Genomic DNA, 23,185 nt, shown 5'->3' with positions numbered 1-23,185 from the left:
TTAATTCCATCATGCCGTTACGTATTCGACATGATCTCCTGATGCATCACGGTATCCCCGTAATGTCTGTGTATATTCATTTCCTGCGTCGAGCAATCGGATGTGGAACCGGACTTCTCCTTCACCAGCTTCTTCCTCTAAAATCTCGAAGCCTTGGATGACACGATCCTGTAATTCTGCAGCGAGTGCCGGATACACGGCAAGACTGGCATACGTCGCTTTTACGTCCACGGGACGGCGAACAAGCGCAATCCAGTACGATTCATCATAGCCGATAAAGTCTTCATAATCAAAATCATCTTCAAACCGAATCCAGAATCCATCACCTTCAAATTCTGTGATCATCCCAGTTCGCGTCGAACCTTCCGATCCGATTTTCAGTGAGACCCAGTCTCCCGACTGATAATCTCCTTGTTGTGTTAATGACACATACTCCATTTGGCACACCTCCACGTTCTATATTCCCTTTTTCATTGTCAACGATACGTCGTAAAAACACAAGATACCGTAACGTGACATTCCTCACAGTTTCAACTGTGCTAGTGGATCTTTTTCAAATCAGCTCATACAGTTTCGTGAAAATCTTGATTTACCAGGCTTCACCTGTTTTTTAATCTTCACTCTTTCATAAGTACAGAAATAAAGAAAGCCCGTCATATCAACGTTTGGTCACTTGTTAAAATATTCACATGAACGTAAAGGGAATCTCCTTCTCCTTTTGTTACACTATTCACATAAGGAACTGATCATTAGCTCAATTTTAAAGGAGTGGTATCCATGTTATTAGAAAAAACGAGTTTCTGGGCAAACTTTACGTCTGGCGAATGGATCAAGACAATCGATGTTGCAGATTTCATTCGACTCAATCGCACGGAATATACAGGAGATGATCACTTTTTAGTCGGTCCGACGCAAGCGACGGAACGGCTCTGGCAACAAATTCTACAGCTGACAAATGAAGAACGACAACGTGGTGGTGTGTTTGCCGTCGATGCCAAGACACCATCAACGATCCTCTCGCATGATGCAGGGTATCTTGATCCCTCTCTTGAAAAAATCGTCGGCTTACAGACGGATGAACCGTTCAAACGTTCAATTCATCCGAACGGCGGGATTCGGATGGTGAATGATGCCTTAGCTGCGTATGGCTTTGAAGCAGACGAGACCGTCACGAAAACTTTCAGCGAGTACCGGAAGACACATAACCAAGGGGTTTTCGATGCCTATACCCCTGAGATGCGTGCCGCACGTAAAGCCGGTATTATCACCGGATTACCTGATGCTTATGGACGCGGACGGATCATCGGTGACTATCGTCGTGTTGCTTTGTACGGAACGGCACGCTTGATCGAAGAACGTAAGAAGGATTTAAAGGCACGTGGCGGGTTCTTATCTGAATCGATGATTCGCGACCGTGAAGAGATGAATGAACAGTTGCGCGCATTAACGGAATTGACCGAGCTTGGAGCTCGCTATGGTTTCGATCTCTCCCGCCCTGCAGAAACAGCACAAGAAGCATTCCAGTGGGTCTATCTTGCCTATCTTGCTGCCATCAAGGAGCAAAATGGGGCAGCCATGTCACTTGGTCGCGTCTCGACGTTCCTCGATATTTATGTCGAACGTGATCTTGCGGCTGGTCGCTTGACGGAAGAGACAGCACAAGAGCTCGTCGATCATTTCGTCATGAAACTTCGGATCGTCAAGTTCTTACGGACACCAGACTACAACGATCTCTTCTCAGGTGATCCGACGTGGGTAACGGAATCAATCGGTGGAATGAGTGAAGATGGACGATCAAACGTCACGAAAAGTTCATTCCGCTTCTTACACACGCTCTCGACACTCGGTCCGGCACCGGAACCGAATCTAACCGTTCTCTGGTCTACTCAGCTTCCACGCGGATTCAAGGAATTTTGCGCGAAGATGTCGATCGTTTCAAGCTCGATTCAATATGAAAACGATGATTTGATGTTACCGGTTTATGGAGATGATTACGGCATCGCTTGTTGTGTCTCCGCGATGAAGATCGGGAAACAGATGCAGTTCTTCGGTGCTCGAGCAAACCTGGCAAAAGCATTACTCTATACGATCAATGGCGGAATGGACGAGAAGCTCAAAATCCAAGTCGCCCCAGCTACACCATTGATGCTCGATGAAGTACTCGATTACGAAACCGTCATGGCGGCTTATGATCGTCAACTCGATTGGCTCGCGGAACTGTACGTCAACACACTGAATGTCATCCACTACATGCATGATAAGTACAGCTACGAACGGATTGAAATGGCTTTACATGATCCGGAAATCTTACGGACGATGGCATGCGGTATCGCTGGTTTATCAGTCGTCGCTGATAGTCTATCCGCCATCCGTTATGCGACAGTTCGTCCAATCCGAGATGCGGATGGGGTTGCAGTTGATTTCAAGATCGAAGGCGAGTTTCCAAAGTTCGGGAATAACGATGAACGGGTCGATCAGATGGCGGTTGATCTCGTGACGCTGTTCATGGAGAAAATCCGTAAACATCCAACGTATCGCAATGCGCTCCCGACACAGTCTGTCCTGACGATCACTTCAAACGTTGTCTACGGTAAAAAGACAGGAAATACACCCGACGGACGCCGTGCGGGTGAACCATTCGCACCGGGTGCTAACCCGATGCATGGACGTGATACCCGTGGTGCTGTCGCCGCCTTGACGTCTGTCGGAAAATTACCATATGAACATGCGCTCGATGGTATCTCCTACACGTTCTCGATCGTGCCAAAAGCACTTGGTAAGGATGAAGCCACACGTATTCGAAATACGGTCGGATTACTTGACGGATATATGGGCGGTACGACTTCAAAAGGACATCATTTGAATGTCAACGTCTTTGACCGTGAGACGTTACTTGATGCCATGGAGCATCCGGAACAATATCCACAGTTAACGATTCGGGTATCCGGTTATGCCGTCAACTTCATTAAACTGACGCGTGAACAACAGATTGATGTCATCAATCGTACGTTCCACGGTTCTCTCTAAAATGATGTGTAGTATGTGAAAGGAAGTGAGCAGGATGACCTATGGTATGATCCATTCCGTTGAATCATGTGGAACAGTCGATGGTCCTGGCATTCGATTCATCGTCTTTACGCAAGGATGTCCACTACGGTGTCAATACTGTCATAACGTGGATACATGGGAGTTCGGTTGCGGACAGCGTGTCTCAGCAGACGAAGTAGTAAAAGAAGCGATCAGCTATCGATCCTTTTTCGAAGCAACGGGTGGCGGAATCACCTTCTCTGGAGGTGAACCGCTCGCTCAGCCAGAGTTCCTAGAGGCTGCTTTAACAGAGGCAAAACGCCATGGACTGCACACGGTCATCGATACCGCGGGATCCGTCGTCCCGAAAAACATCGACGCGATCCTCGATGCGACGGATCTGGTTCTGCTCGATATCAAGCATATCGACGATGCTGCTTGTCGCGTCTTGACTGGACGGAGTAACGCCAATACACTCGCCTTTGCAAAACGCCTAGCCGAGCGAAACATTCCCGTCTGGATTCGCCACGTCCTAGTTCCAGGTATCACGATGTCGGAACATTTCCTCCGTCAGACCGGCGAGTTCATCCGGACGCTCGGAAACGTCGAGCGCGTCGAGGTACTGCCGTATCATCAACTTGGAGTCTATAAGTGGGAAAACCTTGGTCTTGCTTATCCGTTAACTGATGTGCTTCCCCCTTCACGAGAAGAAACGGATGCTGCGCAAACCCTACTTGAATCGTACTTGTGTTAACGTTTCCAATTTGTTACAATGACATCATAGATTATGAACAGGAGGTACAACACCGAAATGAAGCAATCACTCGTACACGTCGCTTGATGAATGAAATCATCTCTTTCGCAATGCAGTTGCGGATGTCTGACGCTACGAGTCTGCTCTTTTTCGGTGTGACCATCCTCTGGTCATCGCCTTCTTTGAGTTACACTCCGGCACACCATCCGCTCGCTTCGGATGGTGTGTTTTTCATTTCATCTTATCGGAAATGAACACTAAAGGAGCTGCTTTTATGCCTACTGAAACACTTACGATCCAACACCTATCAATGGATTACGACGAACGACGTCTTTTCTCGGACGTCTCCTTTCATATTCATACTGGCGAACACGTCGCTTTGATTGGTCCGAACGGCATCGGAAAAACGACATTGTTACACTTAATCACTGACCAACTTCAGCCGACTGACGGTTCGATCAAGCGTCATTTCAAAAAACTCGGTCTACTATCACAACACTTTGTGGCGGGCGATCACACCGTTCTTGATGTCGTCGAACGAGCGGATGAGGTTCGTTATCAACTTCGCGCTAATGCCATAAATGGTGACTTGACGATTTATCAACAAGCAATCGATCAGGACGCCTTCTCGCTGGAAGCAGATGCAGCACGCGTCTTAAAAGAAGTCAAATTAGAGGAAGCACTCTGGACACACAAAGCATCCAGTTTAAGCGGTGGTGAACAGACGCGCCTCCAACTTGCCTGTCTGCTTCTATCACGACCTGATTTCATCATTCTCGATGAACCGACGAATCATCTGGATCAAGAGACACTCGAGTGGCTCACGGAATGGGTCAACATGTCACGGACCTCGATTCTCTATGTCTCACACGAACGATTCTTCATCGACGCAACGGCTGATGCCGTCATTGAATTATCCGAATCAGGGGCAACGCGATACAGCGGAAACTATCAGTCCTATAAAGAACAAAAGGAACATCAAGCTCTGTCGCAACAACGAGCGTACGAAAAACAAGAACGCACCCGTAAAGAGCTGACACGCATAATTCAAGGATACCGGCAATGGCATCAAAAAGCCTCGAATCAAGCGAGTGAACGCGATCCGTATGCGAAAAAGAAGGCTGCTAAACATGCGACGAAGGTCAAGGCAAAAGAGCAGCAACTCGAGCGTCTACTCGAGGATCGTGTACAAAAACCACAAGTTGCACCGACTGTTCACGTCGCATTCGAACATGAAGCGATTCGTGCGAAACGACTGATTTCGTTCGAACGTGTCTCATTCATGCATGAGACGAAACCGATCCTAAACGACGTTTCGTTTACGGTAGAACGTGGTGACCGAATTGCTGTCATCGGACCGAATGGAAGCGGGAAAACGACCTTACTGCGTCTCATCGAGGGCGAATATGCTCCTCATCAAGGGAACGTAATCCGTCATCCTCGATTGAAGACCGGCTATTTTTCACAAGCCCTCTCCCACTTACCGACATCCGGTACGTTGTTAGAGGCGTTACTTGAGTACGGCACGATGAGTGAAACGGACGCCCGGACGTTGCTCGCCTGCTTTTTATTCCGTCGCGATGATGTTTACCGGTCGATTTCCGACGCCAGTATGGGTGAGAAATGTCGGATCGCTTTCTTACGTCTGTATTTTTCTGGTGCTCACTTGCTTATTCTCGATGAACCAACGAACTATTTGGACCTTGCGACTCGTGAACAAATCGAAGCCGCCCTCGATGTTTTCCCTGGTGAGCTCCTCTTCGTCTCTCACGATCGTTATTTTACCGATCGGCTGTCGAATCGGACGTTTGATTTAACGACTGGATTCAACGATCATCCGGTCGGAACGGCCACGGTACGAAACGCGCGCCGAAGTGACCCTGAAGCGATTCAATCCGATCTACATCGTCTTGATGCTTTGACGGGTAACGTGCCGTTCAATACAGAAACAAATGAATCACTTTCAAAAGAATAACGAGAAAAAAGCATCTGCATAGAAAAAGAGACTCCTTTTTCCGTTGCAGATGCTTTTCATATATCAATCGTATTATCGCTTTTGATACTTCACTTTCGTATGCGCTTGGGCCTGCTTGTGGATTTTTTTCCACTTTTCTTTCTCCGCCGCCTGCAACGCCACGTTTTGCTTGCGTTCCGCATAGGCGATTTCTCGTTTTAGCTTGACGAAGCTGTTCCAGCGCTCAGCAGTTAGTGTGCCATCTTCTAAAGCTATCCGAACGGCACATCCCGGTTCCTTATCATGTTCACAGTCTCGGAAACGACAGTTTTCAGCAAGCTCCTCAATATCGGAAAACGTCGACGATAAACCGTCACTGCCATCCCATAAGGCCAATTCTCGCATCCCCGGTGTATCAACAAGCAATAGACCGTTCGCCAGTCGTTTCAGTTCGCGATGTGTCGTCGTGTGACGTCCACGTTCATCGTCTTCCCGTACGCCACCCGTCTCCATTAACTGTTCTCCAGCTAAAGCATTGACGAGCGTCGACTTCCCAACGCCGGACGATCCGACTAACACGATCGTTTGCTTGACTTGTAACTGGGCACGTAGTTCCTCTAATCCGTCACCCGTCAAAGAATCAACGGCAAGGATTGGTGTTCCGAACGCAATCGCTTCGACAGCCTGCAGTTCTATTTCGATCGACGGCATCAAACTTTTTTTCGTTAGGACGATGATTGGTGTCACTCCTGCATCCCAAGCAACCGTTAAATAACGTTCCAGTCGACGGACGTTGAAGTCATGTCCAAAAGCCATGACGAGCAAGGCAACGTCGACATTCGCGCAGATAATTTGTTCCTCGGTCTCCGTCCCTGCCGCTTTTCGGGAAAATTGAGACGACCGTGGCAAGACCCGTTCGATTCGTCCTTTGCCTGGCTCTCGCTCTGTTTGAATGATCCAGTCTCCAACCGCTGGCAATTCAGCTTTCGTTCCTGATTGAAAACGCAGCTTACCAGACAGTTCGCTAAGTGATTCTCCTGTGTCCGTCATGACACGATAATGCGTTTGGTAGACGGCCGTGATTCGTCCCAGTTGTTCTGTTCCTGTCGTTTCGTAGACAGGTGGTGTACCCCATTCGTTCAAATGGTTTCCTCCTCTGATTTAAGGGAGGGAAACCCCTCCCTGGTTTTCGACACATGTTACTTTTTTAGCGTTGATTGTTGCACTCATCAACATCACTCCTCTCGATTCGATTCCTTTATAGAATATCATATCAATCAATGTTTCTGGTAGCGCTTCCCTCAAAGTCAGACCTTCTCTCCGCCTTAAGCCCGAGAGCAAATACGGTCCAAAGAGCGTCGTACGAACAGAAGGACTTCCGTATTATAAAGGTATCAACACAAGGGAGGCTTCCTCATGAAGCAATCGAAAGGAAAACAATTGGTGATGGTTCTTGCCGGACTCGCATTACTCGCCGTTGTCATCGGAACATTACCACATATGATCGGACTTGGTTTAGGGGCATTACTTGCGTTCTATTCGATCAGTAAGTTCATGCAATCGAACAAATGGCCAGCGAAACTCGGTTTCGGATTTCTAGCAGCCATCGGAATCGGACTTGCCCTCTCAAACATCTGGGCAGTCATCGGAATCGCAGCAGCCATCGCATTGTACGTTGGTTACATGCGTATGAAACTACAGCGTGTCAATGTTCAAGATCTCTTTAACCGCCGCCGTACGTCAACAACACATTTTGAAGCTGACTGGAAAGACTTAGACGAAAAACGATTCTAAATTTAAAGATAATACCCATACTGTTTACCACTTTCAAGGAGGAATTTTTCATGAAAAACGTGTTTGATCAACTCAATGATTTTGCGACACAAATGATGACAGAAGTCAAAAAAGCCGCTGAACAGGGCGAAGTACCTGCTAAAAAGCTCGTTCGTCATATTCGATCTACAGAAGCTGATTTAAAAGAGATTGATCGACTACTTGAGCGTCAACGGACATTATTGCTGGAACTGACTCAAAAGCAGGAAGAAGCGAAGGATTTAGCCGATAAACGCTTCAAACAAGTTGAAATCGCAAATGAAGCCGGTGAACAGCAACTCGCCGAACGTGCTGCCATCGAATCGAAACATTACGGAGAGCAATACCGGTTCTTCGAAGAACTCGTCGCTGAAACGAAACGTGAGTTAAATGAGCTTGAACGTGAAGCCCTCGAATTGAAGTTGAAGCTCGAAGACCTACAGAACAAACGGTACGAATGGATGATGCGCGAAAACGTTTCGAACTTAAAAAACAAGATGAACCAGGTGCTAGATCGCGAACCAAATGCTACTATAAAAGAAGAAGCACATCCGTTCACGGCGGAAGAACCTGAAGCAAAACAACCAGCCGTTGATGAAGATGATATCGATGCGCGTATCGCTGAACTCGAACGCCGCATTCACCAATAAGCAGTTCATGACGAAGGAGGCGTATGCCTCCCTTTGTCATGTTAGAAAGGAGATTGATCGTGCGACGATTAAGTACGAAACAACTGGTCGGTTACGTATCGATCCTGTTCGCCCTTGGTCTATTCTATGACCTATTATCCGGTGCAGGAAATGTATTGTTCGGTGTCTTATTCCCTTTCCTGCTGTATTACGTCGGGATTCATTTCCGGCGGCGCAATCATGAAAAACTAGCGATCCTCTTTTATATCGTCGGTACGATCATTCTTGCTGGCGTCGTCCTCAGTTCGGCTGCCATCGGTTTTGTCATTGCCGGAATTTTGCTCTATCTTGGGATCATTCTTGTGACACGGCATTCTGTCCGTGAATTTTTGTTTTCACGGATTGCCCCCCATCAATATGAAGAGGAAGGCATCAAGATTCAACCAGCTTACTCCTTCTCGACCCAGGCCGATGCACCGTATGTCTTACAGGACTTAAGTGAACAGTTCATCGTCAAGGATTTAGAAATCGATTTGACGCATGCCTATGTCCCGGAAGGTGAAACATTGATCGTCGTCAGTGGCGTCGTCGGGGACGTCCGGATTCTTTTACCGTCCGGTTATGATTATACGCTCGACACGTCGATCGGCTTCGGAAGCGTCAAGACGGACATCCGCCGTATTCCGACCTTCTTCAATCGACGCATTCAATTCCGAGCACCAGAATATGGTGAAGCGACGCGGAAGGTTCGTATTCATGTCATGCTCGGTATTGGCAACGTGGAGGTGTCTTCGATATGAAGCGTGATCAATTTCCGCTTGGTGTCATCGCTCTGCAAGTCATGACGGGCTTCTTGACAGCCGTCATGACGACGTTGTTATTCTTAAGTACACGCCAAGTCGATTGGCATGTTCTCTTCGTCCGTCAGCAAGACTTTCCTGTCCTTTTACTCGTCATCGGACTCTCATTACTACTGCCGCTTGCTATCGGTAGCATGCATTATTTTTTCTTGCGTCGTGACTTCAAGCGTGTCACGACTGCCATTATCGAACTGGAGCAAGGAAAAGATGTCACAATTGTTCCCGGTCCCTATTTTCATACGTTGACACGCCTGTCACGAATTGGAAAACGTATTGACGAGCAAGTCGAGACCGTTCAAAAGATCAGCACGCGTCCGCAGCACGTCGAACAGGTACGGATTCAAGCTGTCACCGAAGAACGCAAGCGACTCGCACGTGATTTACACGACTCCGTTTCACAACAACTTTATGCCATCTCGATGATGACGACAGCAGCCAAACAGACGATTTTGTCTCAACCTGAAGCTGCTGCCAAACAAATCGAAATGGTCGAGACGATGGCACAAACGGCACAGTCTGAAATGCGTTCGCTCTTACTTCAACTTCGTCCCGTCGAACTCGAAGGAATGACGTTACAACAAGGACTTTCTCAACTGCTCGAAGAATTATCTAGAAAGCAGTCCACACAATTGAGTTGGAAGTTAGAAGAGATGTCACTCCCACGACAAATCGAAAACGAGTTGTTCCGGATCGTTCAAGAAGGATTAACGAATGCCTTACGTCACGCGAAAGCGTCCCATATGGATATTGAGCTCCGAGAATTCAACGAAACAATTATCCTGAGCATGAATGATGATGGTGTTGGATTTGTTGTGGATGAAAAAAAACTTGCCTCTTATGGCATCAATTCGATGCGAGAACGAACGGCTGAGATGGGTGGAACGATTCGTCTCGTCAGTGTTCCTGGACAAGGAACCCAAATCGAAGTAAAACTTAGAAAAGATCGGATGGTGCAAGTATGATACGCGTATTATTAGTAGATGACCACGAGATGGTCCGGGCCGGTGTGTCTGCTTTCCTTTCCACACAAACAGACATCGAGGTCGTCGCTGAAGCTTCGGATGGTCAAGTGGGAGCCTTGCTAGCGCTCGAACACCGACCGGATGTTATCTTGATGGATTTAGTGATGGAGCCAGTTGATGGCGTCGAAGGAACCCGGTTGATCCGCAAAGACTGGCCGGAAGCAAAAATTCTCGTCGTGACGAGTTTTCTTGATGACGAGAAAGTCTATCCTGTCATTGAAGCGGGTGCGATGAGTTACGTTTTAAAGACAGCTAGCGCCTTTGACATCGCAGAAGCGATTCGCAAGACAGCAAACGGTCAATCCGTCATGGCAGCACAAGTGACCGGTAAAATGATGGAACGTCTTCGTCGTCCTACGACACACTTACATGATGATTTAACGGAACGTGAGCAGGAAGTTCTTCAATTGATGGCTCGTGGTATGGCGAACCAAGAGATTGCGGACGAATTATTCATTTCCTTAAAAACCGTCAAAACACACGTCTCGAACATCTTATCAAAACTAGATGTCGTAGACCGTACACAAGCTGTCGTCTATGCCTTCAAGCATAATCTCGTCAAATAAGATTTAGCCCTTCATTACTTATTCTTTAAGCGCATGCCAAAAACCCCGAATCGTCTCTTAGTCAGAGACCGTTCGGGGTTTTGATGTTGGACGAAACGATTACCAAAGCTTCCATCCCGGAGCGCCTGGAGGGGCGTTTTCAATCATATGCCAAATCGGTACTGTGTACGCAAACGCAATCAAAGCGAACGTTACAAAAATCCATAGCTTCCAATTTTCAAAGAAGAGTGGCGTTGCCATCGCCTCTTCTTCCGTTTCAGCAATCGGAAATTCTTCCGTTCCTTTTGGTGTACGAAATGCAAGTTGGAACATCGCATACAAGAACAATAAAATCGAGATGAATAAAATCGTCCCACCAATTGCCATGGCGACATGATATGGAATCCAGTCAGCGACGATCGAATCTTTGAAGTAGGCGGCAGGACCCGTCCGTCGTGGATTACCGAGTAGACCTGATATATGCATTGCTGTCGACATGAAGAGCATTCCGATCGTCCAGGCAGCCGTTTGAATAAGCCCAAGACGATTCATTGCCGCTGTTAACGTTCGACCACGTAAGAGCGGGACAAGCCAGTAAGCCGTTCCAAAGAACGTCAATGCCACAGCGGCACCGACCGTGATATGAAAGTGTCCTGTGACCCATAACGTATTGTGAACGATGATGTTTAGTTGATGGGATGCGTTGATGACACCACCTGCACCTGCAGGAATGAAGAACAACATCCCGATGAACGGTGCAAGAAAACGTACATCGCGATACGGCATTTTTTTCACCCAACCAAATACCCCGGTCGCCCCTTTCCGACGACCCGCCAACTCAAAAGTCGCAAACATCGAGAAGGCTGTCATCAATGATGGAATGATGACGAGGAACGTTAAGACGACTTGGACATACTTCCAAAAAGCAGAAATCCCCGGCTCTAACAATTGATGGTGAAAACCAACCGGGAACGAAAAGAGGAGGAACAATAAAAATGACATACGTGCTAACGCGTCAGAAAAAACCTTTCCACCAACGATTTTCGGGATGACTGTATACCAGACGATGTAGGCAGGTAACAACCAGAAATAGACGAGTGGATGACCAAAGTACCAAAATAGCGTCCGGGATAGCTCGATTCCGACCTTATCCGTCCAACCAAGGGATAAGGGAAGGAGCTGAAAGAGAATCGTCGCTGCTACTCCGAGTGTCGCAACCACCCATAATAAGGCAGTCATAATACTCATGTATGCTTGAAGTGGTGGATGAACGCCAGGGTGTTCCCGTTTATAATCAGCATACATACGGAACATGGCACCAGAAGCAATCCACGTTCCGACGACGAAGATGACGAGTCCAATATAAAATACTGGATGTGCCTTGAGTGGTGCATAGAATGTATAGAGGACGGAAGCTTCTCCTGCAAGTACCATCCATGTGACGAGGATGACACCAAGGATCATGAACCAGAATCCAACCCACCCGAGACGTCGAGGAAAGTCTTCGAAACGTCCAAAGGATTGACCTAAAAATGAAAACAGTAATCCAAATATGAATAATGTCGTAAAGACGATCGCAAGCATTAACCCGTGGGCAGTGAGAAGCTCATAGTAGCCGACTCCAGCAATTTCTGGAATGACACCTGTCCGTACCATCGTTTGCAACAATCCACATAAACCACCAATCAATAAGGCAACGAGTGAAAAACTAACATGTGCGAAAGCGAGCTTCGCTTCCTTAATTCCGATGACGGTAGCAGGCAGACCACGCTCCATCTCGAACTGTCTTAATTTTTTTGAAATGGCATTCATCTTATTCCACCACCTTGATTTTGGTTGCCATCATATGATGACCCGATCCACAGTATTCATTACAGACGACCAAATACTCGCCAGCTTCCTTGAATGTATATTCAATGGAATTGATATGACCAGGAACGACCATCATATTGACATTCGTCTTGACAATTTCAAAGCCGTGGACAACATCTTTTGATGTCACCAAAAAATCAACCGTTGCCCCTTTGGGAATGACCATATCTTTTGGTGTGAATTGGAACGCTTGTGCGACGATGATCGCTTCGTATCGGTCGTCATCGATTTTTTTTAGTCCTGGCTTGTCGAATGGTTTCGTTTGATCAACTTTCGTCGGATCAATCAATGTTGCATCGGATGGCGGTTGATTTCCGGATGCAAAAGCGGATACGCCGATGATGGTTAAAAAGACGCCAAGCATCAGTGTTCCAAAAATCAGCCAGATTTTTTCTAGACGATGAATATGCATTGTGACTCCCCCTTACCGTGATAAGAATAGTAGAAAGATTGAGCTCCACATCCCAATGATGATACCTGCTACGATCAGGACGGCAATAAATGTTCCTTTGAGGTTTGATTCTGATTTTTGGTCCATGGTGATTACTCCTCTCCTGCTTTGAACTTGTCTTTATTGTAAGAATTCAGTAAGTTCGGAAACTGTGATATATATCACTTCAAATGTGAAGAATCCGCACTTTTCTTTCTAAAAACACACAGAAAGTTCACATCTGAACAAGAGAAGGAGGCACGACTCATCTACAAAAAAACAATCCATACATGAGACAGAAAATTCTGCTTCACGTTTGAATTGTTTGTACACTATCTATTAAATTCGACAAACACCTGCTGGGCATCCTTCACAATGACACAGATCACGCAGATATTGTGCATCATGAATGATGATTTCTTTTGGCGTCATCGAAATGACACCTTCTTTTTTCCACTGGGAGAACATCCGATTGACCGTTTCACGCGGTGCGCCAATCAATTGACCAAACTCCCCATCGGATGGACGTTTTGCAAGACGGTAGGTTTCTCCTACTTGTTCCCCTTCCATCGCGATGAGACGAAGTAACGTCGAAGCTAACGCACCCGGTTTTCCGAACAATAGCAAGTCGCGCAATTTAGTCTCCGTCTGTTTCCGCATCAATGCTTGCCACCGCATGATCTCAAGCGCAAAAGTACCATCCTTTCTCATGAGTTCCTCTAATTTTTCTTTTGAGAGGAAACCGATGATACTATCCTCCATCGTCTCGATACTGTATGAACTCGGAAAAGCTTCTCCTACATCAAATTCACCAAATAGATCCCCTTTGAAATATAAGAACATGAGTAATGGACTGCCTTTTTTCGTCAACTTCGATAGTTTGACGCCTCCTTGTTTCACATAAAACAACTTGTCGTTCATTTCCCCTTCCCAACAGACGATGGAATCCTTTTTGAACGTCGTTTCCGTCATGAAGCTCTCTAGTAACGTTCTTGTCTCAGGTGATAAGATGAATGTATTCGCTTCAGTCGTTCCACAAGTCAGCATATCCATTTCTCCTCTCCTTTTCTTCTGCTTTTAGTATAGAACATCACAGTTCAAAAGAATGGATTTTCAAAAGATTGTCAAACTTTGTTCAATGTTTCACATTAGTTTTGAAAAAGTATCTGACGACCGCTTTCTAAAACTAAAGCAATCGTCAGATATAGTATTACATACCTGTTCCGTAATAATGATGAACGATTCGTTCAACTGCTTGACCTGGTGGGTGATCATACCAACTTGTTTGGAATTCTTGCATGTGCTGACGGCACTCTTCAAGTATCGCGTCAGACACGATCCACTCCATCAATTGCGCCATCTGCTCCGTCTGTCGCACCGGTAATGGTTTCGGATACTGATCGACAAGTCCTGGTAGTTGTCGATATGTATCGATGTCCGGTGTGTATAAGAACGTTGGAACCTCAAGAAGACAGCTTTCAAATGGAATCGACGAATAGTCGGTCACCAGAACATCCGTGATGAGCAAATAATCATTGATCTGAAACGTGTCATCCACAAGATGTATATGGGCGGAACGATAGGTCGAAAGCGCTCGGATCGTCGGATGTAACTTAACAAGAATCGTCCAGCCTGTTTTAGCCAGTTGTTCAAATTGTTGAATCGTGTGATCTTCCGTTCCTTTATATTCGCGGTAAGTCGGGGCATACAATAGAATCCGGCGGTCGGGTTTTACATAACGTTCTTTTAAATCAAGCGCCCGATGTTCCCGCTGAACCTCATCATACCAATAATCCGTCCGCGGCATGCCGAACGGTTTAAAATGAGATCGTTTTAAATCATGCGGTGCCATGAATTGTGTCGCACAACGCATCCCCGGCACGATGAAATCACCATATTCCTGATAGACACGTCGGAACCGATTTCGTATCCGTTCCGATACGAACAGGCTTTTCGAAGAAGTTAGTCCAAACTGCTTTAACGTTCCGCCGGCATGCCATAGCTGGATACGTCGTGTTCCACGTCGCGTTTTAGCAACACTGAATTCCGCAACATAATTATCGACGAAAACCGTCCGGGAGGTCGCAAGTAAATATGCGAGTCTGACGAACCGTAATCGACGAAAGCGAAGCATTCGGTCTGACTTCCATAAATCCGGCTGCTTCATGAAATGGTGATCATATACAAGATACCGTTTCTCATTTGGCAATTCCTTCGCCAAGCGATCATTAACAGGTTTTGCGTTATCCCCGTATGTCATCCAAAATAAAGTGACGGGGCGAAGCGGTAACAACCGAAAAACACCATAACAAATACGAAACAACAATAAATAGACCCATACGATCCCTTCTCTAACCACTTTCATCCTGCCCTTCTACGAAGAAAGACCGCACGTCGTCGTGTGGTCTCCTCTTCAATCACTTCGAAGCTAATTCCGTTTTAATCTGACTCGTAGAAATACCCTCAGTTCGGCTAAGGTAAACGACTTCACAATGCTCTTTTAAGAAGTCGAACTCGCCTTTCCAATCATCACCCATGACGAAGAGGTCGACGTTATGCTTCTTCACATCTTCTACTTTTTGATCCCAGCTGTTTTCCGGAATGACTTCATCCACATAACGGATAGCTTCAAGAATCATCTTCCGATTCTCGAAATTATGGTAGGACTGCTTATGTTTCAAACGATTGAATTCGTCCGTTGAAATCGCAACGATAAGATAGTCTCCCATCGCTTTTGCGCGTTTTAAGATGTTGATATGACCCCAGTGTAATAAATCAAATGTTCCGTACGTAATAACCTTCTTCATGATTCTTCTCTCCCTTTTATCCGTGAATTCTCTTTATGATCGTCTTCATTGCCCGTTCTGAAGCCTGTCCATCATCCCATTGACAATACGTCTCTTGGAACGCTCGAAATGCTGACGCATACCGTGCGTGCCAATCATCTAACTGGTCCAGCTCTTCAAACAGTGCTGTTTCAGTTGACAACAATGGTCCCGGTGCCTCCTGCTCAAAATCGAAGTAAAACCCACGCAATTGATCTCGATAATGTTCTAAATCATACGTATAGAATAAAATCGGACGAGATAAGTGCGCAAAATCAAACATGACAGAAGAATAATCCGTGATCAAGGCGTCCGATGCCAGATAAAGCTCCGCGATATCCGGGTAGTCCGATGTATTTCGAACGGATGGATAAGCAGTGACGTCGAGACGACTTCCGACTAAATAGTGCATTCGGACAAGCAGAACGTATTCATCCCCAAATCGCTTTTCAAATTCATTTAGCGAAAAAGGCAGCTCAAATGAATATTTCCCTTGACCTTCGAATGCATTATCTCGCCAAGTTGGTGCATACAATAAGACTTTTTTTGAATGATCAATATCATAGTGGCGATATACTGCTTCTTTGATTTTAGCATGTCGCGCCTCTTGATAAAATATATCATTTCGAGGATACCCAATTTCTAGCATCTCACCTTCAAATGCAAATGCCCGTCTAAATATTGAACTGGAATAGGCATTGGGTGAAACTAAGCTAGACCATTTTGCTGCTTCCTGCTTAAATCCTTGTTTATATCGTTCGGTTGTCGTATTCGCCATTTGGACATCATCCATATCAAGCGCTAGTTTCTTGAGCGGTGTGCCATGCCAAGTTTGGAGATAAAACGTTTTTTCCGGTTTGATCAACCAACCCGGTAACCGACTGTTTGATACCCAGACCCGTGACGTCGCAAGTAAATAAATCCAGCGGAACGTCAACCGATCTACTGTCTTGACATTTGGTGGAAATGCAACACCTCGTTGCTTGCTGAAAATCAACTCACACTCCGGATGCATCGCGCGCATCAATTCGTAAATGGCACGCGGACTGTCACTATATTGTTTTCCGAGAAAACTCTCGAAAAGAATTCGCTTACGTTTTTGTGGCAACCATGTAAAGACTCTCATGACGGTACGAAGACCGCGTTCAATCAAGCCTGTTCGTTTCATCCACTGTTTTACTTGATCTTTCAAGTGAAGAGCTCCTTCTTAAGTCAATTAATCACAGCTCATCATAACAAAAAGCGCATCCATTTGGAATTGCTATTTGTTCGCATGTAGCGGAACGGTAAATCAAATGCCGTCGTATTTTTGACGATTCCTTTCCGATGACTGAACGTCTCGAAACTATATTTGCCATGATATCCACCCATTCCACTCGCTCCGACTCCACCAAATGGTAAGTGGTGCTGTGCGACATGCATCAATGTGTCATTGACGCATCCACCACCAAACGAAATTCGCTCAAGGACGCGATGCTCGATGGCTTTATTCTCTGTGAATAGATAAAGCGCAAGCGGCTTATCACGATCATTGACGAATGTAATAACTTCTTCGATTTCACGGTATGTTAACACCGGTAGGATCGGTCCGAAGATTTCGTCTTGCATCAATGGAGCATCCGTTACTACACCAGTCATGACGGTCGGCGCCATCTTGCGTGTTTCCGGATCCACTTGTCCACCGAATTCGATCGTTCCTTGCGTTAAATAATTGCTTAAACGATTCAAATGATCGTCCGATACGATTTTAACGTATGAAGAGACGCCTACGCCGTTTCCGTACTGTTTGAAGGCTTCTTCTTCTATCAGTTGTAAGAAGCGTTCTTTGACGTCTTCATGAATCAATACATAATCCGGAGCGATACATGTCTGTCCCGCATTCAACCATTTTCCCCATGCGATCCGCTTCGCTGCTAGACGAAGGTCTGCATCCTTGTGCACGATCGTCGGAGATTTTCCACCTAGTTCAAGCGTGACAGGCGTCAGGTGCTTCGCCGCAGCCTGATGTACGATTTTTCCGACGCGTGTGGAACCCGTAAAGAAGATATAGTCAAAACGCTCGTTTAATAAGGCACTGCTGACTTCAGCATCCCCTTCTATGACGATTCCGAATCGTTCATGGAATGCCGTTTCAAAGACTTCTCGTAATACGCGAGAGACATTCGGTGTCAACTCGGATGGTTTAAGGACGACCGTATTCCCGGCTGCAATCGCACCAATGACAGGAGCAAGTGCGAGCTGGAAGGGATAGTTCCATGGTGCAATCACAAGCACATTGCCATAAGGTTCGTATTGGATTTCACTTTTCGACCCGATATGCAGAAGCGGTGTTGCGACACGTTTTGGTCTTGCCAGTCGACGGAGTTGTCTCTCCATCCGTTGAATCTCTCCGTAAACGAATCCGATTTCCGTCGTGAACGCATCATGCTGTCCTTTATTGAGATCTTGTTTTAATGCCTCATAAATCGCCGCTTCATGTGTTTCGATTGCTTGGCGTAAGAACGTTAACATACTTAAGCGGAAGGCTAGACTGCGTGTTGCCCCTGTCCGGAAAAAGTGCCGTTGTAATTGCAAGCGTTCTGAAAGAACTGTCTCTGTCATCGTTGTTTCCATCCGAGAATCTCTCCTTTAACTGGTCTATAACACTGCCTTCATCTTACCATATCTCTTTTTCAATATGAAAAAAGACGGAGAGGATTCTCCGTCTTGCTCTTTATAATTGAATCGCTGTCTCGAGCGCGACTTTCATCATGTCGTTGAATGTCGTTTGACGCTCTTCCGATGTCGTTTCTTCCCCTGTCAACAGATGATCCGAAATCGTCAAAATCGTCAATGCATTTACCTTATGTTTCGCAGCGAGCGTATACAGTCCTGCTGCTTCCATCTCGATTGCGAGGCATCCGAAATCTGCCCATTTTTTGAAATGATGAAAATCATCTTGATAGAACTGATCCGTCGTGAAGATTTGACCGACTTTTGCATCGATGCCTTGTTCTTTTGCGGCTGTATAGGCTTTATGCAACAGATCAAAAGACGCTGTCGGTGCGTAGTCTAATCCGTTAAAACGAGCGCGGTTTTGTGCCATGTCATGTGAAGCACTCATTGCGATAACGACATCGCGGACTTTAACGTCTGGAGTAATGCCACCAGCAGTACCGACACGAATCAAGTTTTTCGCACCATACGACTGAACGAGTTCGTTCGCATAGATTGACATCGATGGTACACCCATACCTGTTCCTTGAACAGAAACTTTTTTACCCTTATAAGTACCTGTAAAACCATACATTCCTCGAACTTCATTGTAGAGAACAACATCCTCTAAAAACGTCTCGGCGATGTATTTAGCCCGTAACGGATCTCCTGGAAGTAAGACCGTTTCGGCGATTTGTCCTTCAGCTGCGTTAATGTGTACACTCATGTACGATTCCTCCTCGATAGTCGTTTAAATCGACAACAATTCACGAAACTCGTTCGGTGTGACACCGAATTGTTTTTTGAACACTTTCCGAAAATACTTATCGTCCTGATATCCGACTTCAAGCGCAATTTCATAAATACGCGCTTCCGTCTCGCTCAACAATTCCTTCGCCCGATTCAAACGAATTGTTTGAATGTAATCAGATAAGTTAACAGAAAAACGCTGTTTGAAGCGCCGTGATATATACTCTCGGCTCAAGTAAAACCGTTCGCTCATGAATTGTAGTGTCAATTCTTCCGCATAATGCGTTTCGATGTATTTTGCGATTTGATCAATCGCTTCCCCTGATTCCACTACCGGATGGATACATTCCATCGCGCGGGACAGGGCATCATTGAGTACATCTGGATCAACTGGCTTCAATAAATAATCAAAGGATTGATGCAAAATGGCACGCCGCATATACGTATAATCATCATACCCTGTCAGCACGATCGTGACGACCTTTGGATGATGATTTTTTGTCCATTCCAGTAACGTTAATCCGTCCAGTCCAGGCATTTCGACGTCGGTCAGCATTAAATCGATCGTTCCGGTATCCAGTAAACGTTTTGCCTCTTCCCCATGTTCCGCCTCGTATAGGTTTGAAACACGCCATCTGTCCCATTCTCCGAGCAGTTTGACCGCTTCTCGTACATGTCGTTCATCATCTACGATCAATACGTTCATGCCAAATCCCCCTTTTCATATGGAATCCGAATCACGATTTTGAATCCTCCCTCCGTCACTGGAGAAGAGAGGGTCATACTTGCTTCCTCCCCGTAAAATATCAAGAGACGTTCGTAGATATTGTGGAGACCGATCCCGCTCGTCTCGAGATCCTCTGGACTACGATGCATACGCATTTTTCGATCAATTTCTTCAAGTCGTCCTGTTTCAAGGACGGCACCGCTATTCTCGATTTGAATGATGAGACGTCCACCATCCGTCCGTACTTTGTAGGCAAGATAGTTTTCTGTCGCCGCTAATTGTTGACGGAAGCCGTGTTTGAAATAGTTTTCAGCAAACGGTTGTAAGATCATCTTTGGTACTTCAATGTCATTGAGGTGCCAAGGGACGTCGACGATATAACGGAATCGCTCAGGAAAACGTTGCTGTTGCAGACGGATGTATGCTTGAAGATGATCGACTTCTTGTTTTAACGTTACGATCGTTTGTTCATTGTTCATCGAGTAACGCATCATTTGCGATAATCCGGTGATGGAGCGGTACGCGATCTTCCGGTCCCCTTGTAACGTCGTCGTTCCGATCGATTGCAAGGCGTTGAATAAAAAGTGAGGATTGAGTTGAGATTGTAAGGCTCGAAGCTCATTCGTCCGATTTTCGAGCGCCAATCGATATTCCCGTTTAATCAAACGATCGATCCGTTGAATCATGCGTTGGAACTGACGATTGAGTAATCCAATCTCGTCATTCGTCGTGGCAACGAACGGTGCCGATAAATCACCCTGTTCGACTCGCCAGACGTTTGCCGTCAACTGTTTAATCGGTTTCGTGATTTGCATGGCAACCAGACTCGCGGCAATAATCATGACGATAAGAGAAGCGAGACCAATCAGTACGAGAATCAATGCCGTCTCGTTTGCCCCTTGGATGACAGATGCATAAGGAATCCGTTTGATCAGTGTCAACGGGATTCCGTTCGTCATCGTTTTCGAGTAGACGATGAACGATTTTCCGACACGTAGACTTCCACTCTGTCCAGTGAATTGGTCGGTAGGTAGGTCCATCTTTGCTCCAGTCTGTGCCAGAACACGTTGATCGGTCATCAGCCACAGCGACTCATCTGGATCATTCTCGAACAATTTTAATTGCTGTTCAAATACCCGAACCGGAATATCGACTGAGAGGAACCCAAGCGGCTCATCCGTCTCGACACGATCAATCCGATAACGAAAACTGACGACTTGTTTCTCATCGAGAATCATCGTATGCACATTGTACGGTTCGATCGGGTGAGCTCCGTCAATCAACCAACTGTTTTTTTGTTTCATTAATCGAAAATAATCCGTTTCTTGCATCCAATCAAATGTTCCTCGACTCGTCGTTTTCATATTGTAAACCGAATACTCTGAATAGCCATTCAAGATGACGAAATGTAACTGCTCAATATCCTGTCGGGATAAAAATAGACCTAACATCGCCCGCGAGACGACTCCATCGGATTCGTCTAGTTCCTGATCCGCTCCGACACGCATGATGTTCATCAACGAGCGATTCGCATATAAACTCGTTGATAGACGTCGAATATCCTCTATATAATGAGTCACCTGTGTATTTCCCCGAGTCAACACGTTCAGGCTAGAATGTTCTGCCTGTTCGATGTTCTGGTGTCGTACATAAAGATAGGAAATCGAAGTCGCGAGGGCTGTCGGAATTAAGATCGCTAAGACAACGAGACGAATCAAACGTGTCCGGATACTTTTCATAAAAGGCGCCCCCATCCTTTTTCTTGTAATCAATCGTATCATAACCTTGAATTCGCTTACATCATTTCCTGATATTCTCTTTCAGGATTGCAATAATAAATTATTTTTTCTTTCGACTTGATTCCGAATGAATTTTACTATAATATCATCAATGTTCGTCTTTTAATCAATTTGTTATGAAGGTGGTTCTTTTATCCATGTTTAAACTTGCCGCACACCAAACAACCGTAAAACGTGAAATTCAAGCCGGATTTGTAACGTTTATTACGATGGCATACATTTTGCTCGTCAATCCGACGATTTTAGCAGATGCCGGTATCCCTCAAGCCCAAGCTTTTTCTGCGACGATCATCGCTACATTGATCGGTACACTTTTAATGGGGTTATATGCGAATCTACCGATCGCAGTCGCACCCGGAATGGGACTCAACGCGTACTTCACATATACACTTGTCGTCGGTGAAAAAATTCCATATCAAACAGCACTTTCAGTCGTGTTCGTCGCTGGTGTCATCTTCTTGTTGTTATCACTCTCGCCGATCCGTACGAAACTGATCGAAATCATTCCGATGACCTTAAAGCTTGCCATCACGGGTGGAATCGGTCTCTTCATCGCTTCACTTGGTCTCAAGATGTCAGGAATTCTCATTGGTAGTGAAGATACACTGGTCACGATTGGTGCCTTGACGTCACCAGAAGCGCTGATCACACTCATCGGGTTATTAGTTGCTGCGATCTTGACGATCAAACGGGTACCAGGAGCTATCCTTTACGCCATGATCCTTTCTGGTGTGATCGCATTTTTGACAGGTGAATTAAAGTTCTCAGATTCCTTCGTCGCGTTACCAACGTTACCGGAAGGATTGATCATCACTAATCCGTTCAACGCCATTCAGGACGTATTTCAGTACGGGCTATTCAGCGGCGTCCTCTCCTTCGTGCTCGTAACGATGTTTGACACGACAGGTACGATGGTCGCTGTCGGTGAACAAGCTGGATTGATTGAAGAAGATGGATCATTGAAAAATAGTGAACGCGCACTATTATCTGATTCGACTGCGATGGTTGCCGGCTCCTTGTTCGGAACAAGTCCAACAACTGCTTATGTAGAATCTGCAGCAGGTGTTGCTGCGGGTGGTCGGACTGGACTCACGTCCGTGACGGTCGGGATACTCTTCGCATTATCTGCCATCTTTGGACCGTTCGTTCAATCGATTTCAAGTGTTCCCGCGATTACCGCACCCGCGTTGATTCTAGTCGGTGCCTTTATGATTCAAAACATCAAACAGATTCCATGGGATGATTTCAGTGAAGCTTTCACAGCTTTCCTTGTCATCTTGATCATGCCGTTATCCGGTAGCATCGCAACCGGTATCGCATTCGGCTTCATCGTTTATCCGATCATGAAAGCCATCCAAAAAGAGCGCGTCCATCCACTCATCTATGTATTTGCGCTTCTCTTCTTCATCCAATTATTTTTCCTATAATAAAAAACATGCCTGTTCCGTCAGTTGATCGGAACAGGCATGTTTTTTTGAATCACTT

23 protein-coding genes are annotated in these 23,185 nt (G+C 45.9%); 10 read left to right on the top strand and 13 right to left on the bottom strand.

Annotated features, from left to right (window positions below; genetic code table 11):
• Positions 1 to 9: 9 nt before the first annotated feature.
• Positions 10 to 438, bottom strand: a complete 429-nt coding sequence (locus tag VJ374_RS03245) for a hypothetical protein (protein ID WP_056063604.1) — start codon at positions 436 to 438, stop codon at positions 10 to 12.
• Positions 439 to 777: 339 nt separating this feature from the next.
• Here VJ374_RS03245 and pflB point away from each other — a divergent pair, with 339 nt between their 5' ends.
• The 4 genes from pflB (at position 778) to abc-f (ending at position 5,756) form a co-directional block, all read left to right on the top strand.
• A complete protein-coding gene (gene pflB / locus VJ374_RS03240; RefSeq protein WP_329470154.1) occupies positions 778 to 3,027 on the top strand; it encodes a formate C-acetyltransferase in 2,250 nt (749 codons plus the stop codon).
• A 34-nt stretch (positions 3,028 to 3,061) separates the two neighbouring features.
• Positions 3,062 to 3,781 carry a pyruvate formate-lyase-activating protein gene (gene pflA, locus VJ374_RS03235; RefSeq protein WP_329470153.1) on the top strand — a complete coding sequence of 240 codons (720 nt, stop codon included), beginning with the start codon at positions 3,062 to 3,064 and terminating at the stop codon, positions 3,779 to 3,781.
• Positions 3,782 to 3,867: 86 nt separating this feature from the next.
• Positions 3,868 to 4,035 carry a hypothetical protein gene (locus VJ374_RS03230; protein WP_156323181.1) on the top strand — a complete coding sequence of 56 codons (168 nt, stop codon included), beginning with the start codon at positions 3,868 to 3,870 and terminating at the stop codon, positions 4,033 to 4,035.
• A gap of 20 nt (positions 4,036 to 4,055) precedes the next feature.
• Positions 4,056 to 5,756: a ribosomal protection-like ABC-F family protein gene (gene abc-f, locus VJ374_RS03225; protein ID WP_329470150.1), complete on the top strand. Its 1,701-nt coding sequence runs from the start codon at positions 4,056 to 4,058 to the stop codon at positions 5,754 to 5,756.
• 72 nt (positions 5,757 to 5,828) lie between these two features.
• Here abc-f and rsgA read toward each other — a convergent pair whose 3' ends face one another.
• On the bottom strand, positions 5,829 to 6,878 hold the full coding sequence (gene rsgA, locus VJ374_RS03220) for a ribosome small subunit-dependent GTPase A (RefSeq protein WP_290775384.1): 1,050 nt from the start codon (positions 6,876 to 6,878) through the stop codon (positions 5,829 to 5,831).
• A gap of 273 nt (positions 6,879 to 7,151) precedes the next feature.
• Here rsgA and VJ374_RS03215 point away from each other — a divergent pair, with 273 nt between their 5' ends.
• The 5 genes from VJ374_RS03215 to VJ374_RS03195 are packed head-to-tail and all read left to right on the top strand — an operon-like array spanning position 7,152 to position 10,624.
• Positions 7,152 to 7,529 (top strand): lmo0954 family membrane protein, encoded by a 378-nt coding sequence (locus tag VJ374_RS03215; RefSeq protein WP_058704987.1) that lies wholly within the window; start codon positions 7,152 to 7,154, stop codon positions 7,527 to 7,529.
• Between the two features lie 50 nt (positions 7,530 to 7,579).
• Positions 7,580 to 8,197, top strand: coding sequence for a PspA/IM30 family protein (locus tag VJ374_RS03210; RefSeq protein WP_023467259.1), 618 nt, complete (start codon positions 7,580 to 7,582; stop codon positions 8,195 to 8,197).
• 59 nt (positions 8,198 to 8,256) lie between these two features.
• Positions 8,257 to 8,976, top strand: coding sequence for a cell wall-active antibiotics response protein LiaF (liaF, locus tag VJ374_RS03205; protein WP_029340864.1), 720 nt, complete (start codon positions 8,257 to 8,259; stop codon positions 8,974 to 8,976).
• Complete coding sequence (locus tag VJ374_RS03200; protein ID WP_056063588.1) at positions 8,973 to 9,998, top strand: sensor histidine kinase; 1,026 nt, start codon at positions 8,973 to 8,975, stop codon at positions 9,996 to 9,998. The genes liaF and VJ374_RS03200 overlap by 4 nt, the downstream gene beginning before the upstream one ends.
• Entirely contained in the window at positions 9,995 to 10,624 is a 630-nt protein-coding gene (locus tag VJ374_RS03195; protein ID WP_329470147.1) for a response regulator transcription factor, read from the top strand. Before VJ374_RS03200 ends, VJ374_RS03195 begins: the two co-directional genes overlap by 4 nt.
• 99 nt (positions 10,625 to 10,723) lie before the next feature.
• Here VJ374_RS03195 and VJ374_RS03190 read toward each other — a convergent pair whose 3' ends face one another.
• The 11 genes from VJ374_RS03190 to VJ374_RS03140 form a co-directional block, all read right to left on the bottom strand.
• Positions 10,724 to 12,415, bottom strand: a complete 1,692-nt coding sequence (locus VJ374_RS03190) for a b(o/a)3-type cytochrome-c oxidase subunit 1 (protein WP_251137987.1) — start codon at positions 12,413 to 12,415, stop codon at positions 10,724 to 10,726.
• A 1-nt stretch (position 12,416) separates the two neighbouring features.
• Positions 12,417 to 12,887: a cytochrome c oxidase subunit II gene (locus VJ374_RS03185; protein WP_329470145.1), complete on the bottom strand. Its 471-nt coding sequence runs from the start codon at positions 12,885 to 12,887 to the stop codon at positions 12,417 to 12,419.
• A 12-nt stretch (positions 12,888 to 12,899) separates the two neighbouring features.
• Positions 12,900 to 13,013, bottom strand: coding sequence for a cytochrome C oxidase subunit II (locus VJ374_RS03180; RefSeq protein WP_155960209.1), 114 nt, complete (start codon positions 13,011 to 13,013; stop codon positions 12,900 to 12,902).
• A gap of 231 nt (positions 13,014 to 13,244) precedes the next feature.
• Positions 13,245 to 13,952 carry a Crp/Fnr family transcriptional regulator gene (locus VJ374_RS03175; protein WP_056063687.1) on the bottom strand — a complete coding sequence of 236 codons (708 nt, stop codon included), beginning with the start codon at positions 13,950 to 13,952 and terminating at the stop codon, positions 13,245 to 13,247.
• A 163-nt stretch (positions 13,953 to 14,115) separates the two neighbouring features.
• Positions 14,116 to 15,228, bottom strand: coding sequence for a CDP-glycerol glycerophosphotransferase family protein (locus VJ374_RS03170; protein ID WP_329470142.1), 1,113 nt, complete (start codon positions 15,226 to 15,228; stop codon positions 14,116 to 14,118).
• Between the two features lie 94 nt (positions 15,229 to 15,322).
• Positions 15,323 to 15,712, bottom strand: a complete 390-nt coding sequence (tagD, locus tag VJ374_RS03165) for a glycerol-3-phosphate cytidylyltransferase (RefSeq protein WP_035412608.1) — start codon at positions 15,710 to 15,712, stop codon at positions 15,323 to 15,325.
• Between the two features lie 16 nt (positions 15,713 to 15,728).
• Positions 15,729 to 16,898, bottom strand: coding sequence for a CDP-glycerol glycerophosphotransferase family protein (locus VJ374_RS03160; RefSeq protein ID WP_329471012.1), 1,170 nt, complete (start codon positions 16,896 to 16,898; stop codon positions 15,729 to 15,731).
• A gap of 62 nt (positions 16,899 to 16,960) precedes the next feature.
• Positions 16,961 to 18,343 (bottom strand): aldehyde dehydrogenase, encoded by a 1,383-nt coding sequence (locus VJ374_RS03155; RefSeq protein WP_329470140.1) that lies wholly within the window; start codon positions 18,341 to 18,343, stop codon positions 16,961 to 16,963.
• 100 nt (positions 18,344 to 18,443) lie between these two features.
• Entirely contained in the window at positions 18,444 to 19,151 is a 708-nt protein-coding gene (deoD, locus tag VJ374_RS03150; RefSeq protein WP_035412602.1) for a purine-nucleoside phosphorylase, read from the bottom strand.
• A gap of 24 nt (positions 19,152 to 19,175) precedes the next feature.
• On the bottom strand, positions 19,176 to 19,880 hold the full coding sequence (locus VJ374_RS03145) for a response regulator transcription factor (RefSeq protein WP_035412600.1): 705 nt from the start codon (positions 19,878 to 19,880) through the stop codon (positions 19,176 to 19,178).
• A complete protein-coding gene (locus VJ374_RS03140) occupies positions 19,877 to 21,640 on the bottom strand; it encodes a sensor histidine kinase (RefSeq protein WP_035412597.1) in 1,764 nt (587 codons plus the stop codon). The genes VJ374_RS03145 and VJ374_RS03140 overlap by 4 nt, the downstream gene beginning before the upstream one ends.
• 197 nt (positions 21,641 to 21,837) lie before the next feature.
• Between VJ374_RS03140 and VJ374_RS03135 the strand changes: the two genes are divergently transcribed.
• Positions 21,838 to 23,127: an NCS2 family permease gene (locus VJ374_RS03135; RefSeq protein WP_329470137.1), complete on the top strand. Its 1,290-nt coding sequence runs from the start codon at positions 21,838 to 21,840 to the stop codon at positions 23,125 to 23,127.
• The last annotated feature ends 58 nt before the right edge of the window (positions 23,128 to 23,185 follow it).

Origin of the sequence: Exiguobacterium sp. 9-2, from assembly GCF_036287235.1 — a bacterium.
Taxonomy (GTDB): domain Bacteria; phylum Bacillota; class Bacilli; order Exiguobacteriales; family Exiguobacteriaceae; genus Exiguobacterium_A.
The sequence above is the reverse complement of the archived record's forward strand: the minus strand, read 5'-3'. Positions and strand labels throughout refer to the sequence as shown.

Excerpts from the sequence above, each read along its gene's own strand:
- VJ374_RS03245 (WP_056063604.1), bottom strand. The coding sequence starts at position 438 with ATGGAGTATGTGTCATTAACACAACAAGGAGATTATCAGTCGGGAGAC.
- pflB (WP_329470154.1), top strand. The coding sequence starts at position 778 with ATGTTATTAGAAAAAACGAGTTTCTGGGCAAACTTTACGTCTGGCGAA.
- pflA (WP_329470153.1), top strand. The coding sequence starts at position 3,062 with ATGACCTATGGTATGATCCATTCCGTTGAATCATGTGGAACAGTCGAT.
- VJ374_RS03230 (WP_156323181.1), top strand. The coding sequence starts at position 3,868 with ATGAATGAAATCATCTCTTTCGCAATGCAGTTGCGGATGTCTGACGCT.
- abc-f (WP_329470150.1), top strand. The coding sequence starts at position 4,056 with ATGCCTACTGAAACACTTACGATCCAACACCTATCAATGGATTACGAC.
- VJ374_RS03215 (WP_058704987.1), top strand. The coding sequence starts at position 7,152 with ATGAAGCAATCGAAAGGAAAACAATTGGTGATGGTTCTTGCCGGACTC.
- VJ374_RS03210 (WP_023467259.1), top strand. The coding sequence starts at position 7,580 with ATGAAAAACGTGTTTGATCAACTCAATGATTTTGCGACACAAATGATG.
- VJ374_RS03200 (WP_056063588.1), top strand. The coding sequence starts at position 8,973 with ATGAAGCGTGATCAATTTCCGCTTGGTGTCATCGCTCTGCAAGTCATG.
- VJ374_RS03195 (WP_329470147.1), top strand. The coding sequence starts at position 9,995 with ATGATACGCGTATTATTAGTAGATGACCACGAGATGGTCCGGGCCGGT.
- VJ374_RS03190 (WP_251137987.1), bottom strand. The coding sequence starts at position 12,415 with ATGAATGCCATTTCAAAAAAATTAAGACAGTTCGAGATGGAGCGTGGT.
- VJ374_RS03185 (WP_329470145.1), bottom strand. The coding sequence starts at position 12,887 with ATGCATATTCATCGTCTAGAAAAAATCTGGCTGATTTTTGGAACACTG.
- VJ374_RS03180 (WP_155960209.1), bottom strand. The coding sequence starts at position 13,013 with ATGGACCAAAAATCAGAATCAAACCTCAAAGGAACATTTATTGCCGTC.
- VJ374_RS03175 (WP_056063687.1), bottom strand. The coding sequence starts at position 13,952 with ATGCTGACTTGTGGAACGACTGAAGCGAATACATTCATCTTATCACCT.
- tagD (WP_035412608.1), bottom strand. The coding sequence starts at position 15,712 with ATGAAGAAGGTTATTACGTACGGAACATTTGATTTATTACACTGGGGT.
- VJ374_RS03160 (WP_329471012.1), bottom strand. The coding sequence starts at position 16,898 with ATGAAACGAACAGGCTTGATTGAACGCGGTCTTCGTACCGTCATGAGA.
- VJ374_RS03155 (WP_329470140.1), bottom strand. The coding sequence starts at position 18,343 with ATGGAAACAACGATGACAGAGACAGTTCTTTCAGAACGCTTGCAATTA.
- deoD (WP_035412602.1), bottom strand. The coding sequence starts at position 19,151 with ATGAGTGTACACATTAACGCAGCTGAAGGACAAATCGCCGAAACGGTC.
- VJ374_RS03145 (WP_035412600.1), bottom strand. The coding sequence starts at position 19,880 with ATGAACGTATTGATCGTAGATGATGAACGACATGTACGAGAAGCGGTC.
- VJ374_RS03140 (WP_035412597.1), bottom strand. The coding sequence starts at position 21,640 with ATGAAAAGTATCCGGACACGTTTGATTCGTCTCGTTGTCTTAGCGATC.
- VJ374_RS03135 (WP_329470137.1), top strand. The coding sequence starts at position 21,838 with ATGTTTAAACTTGCCGCACACCAAACAACCGTAAAACGTGAAATTCAA.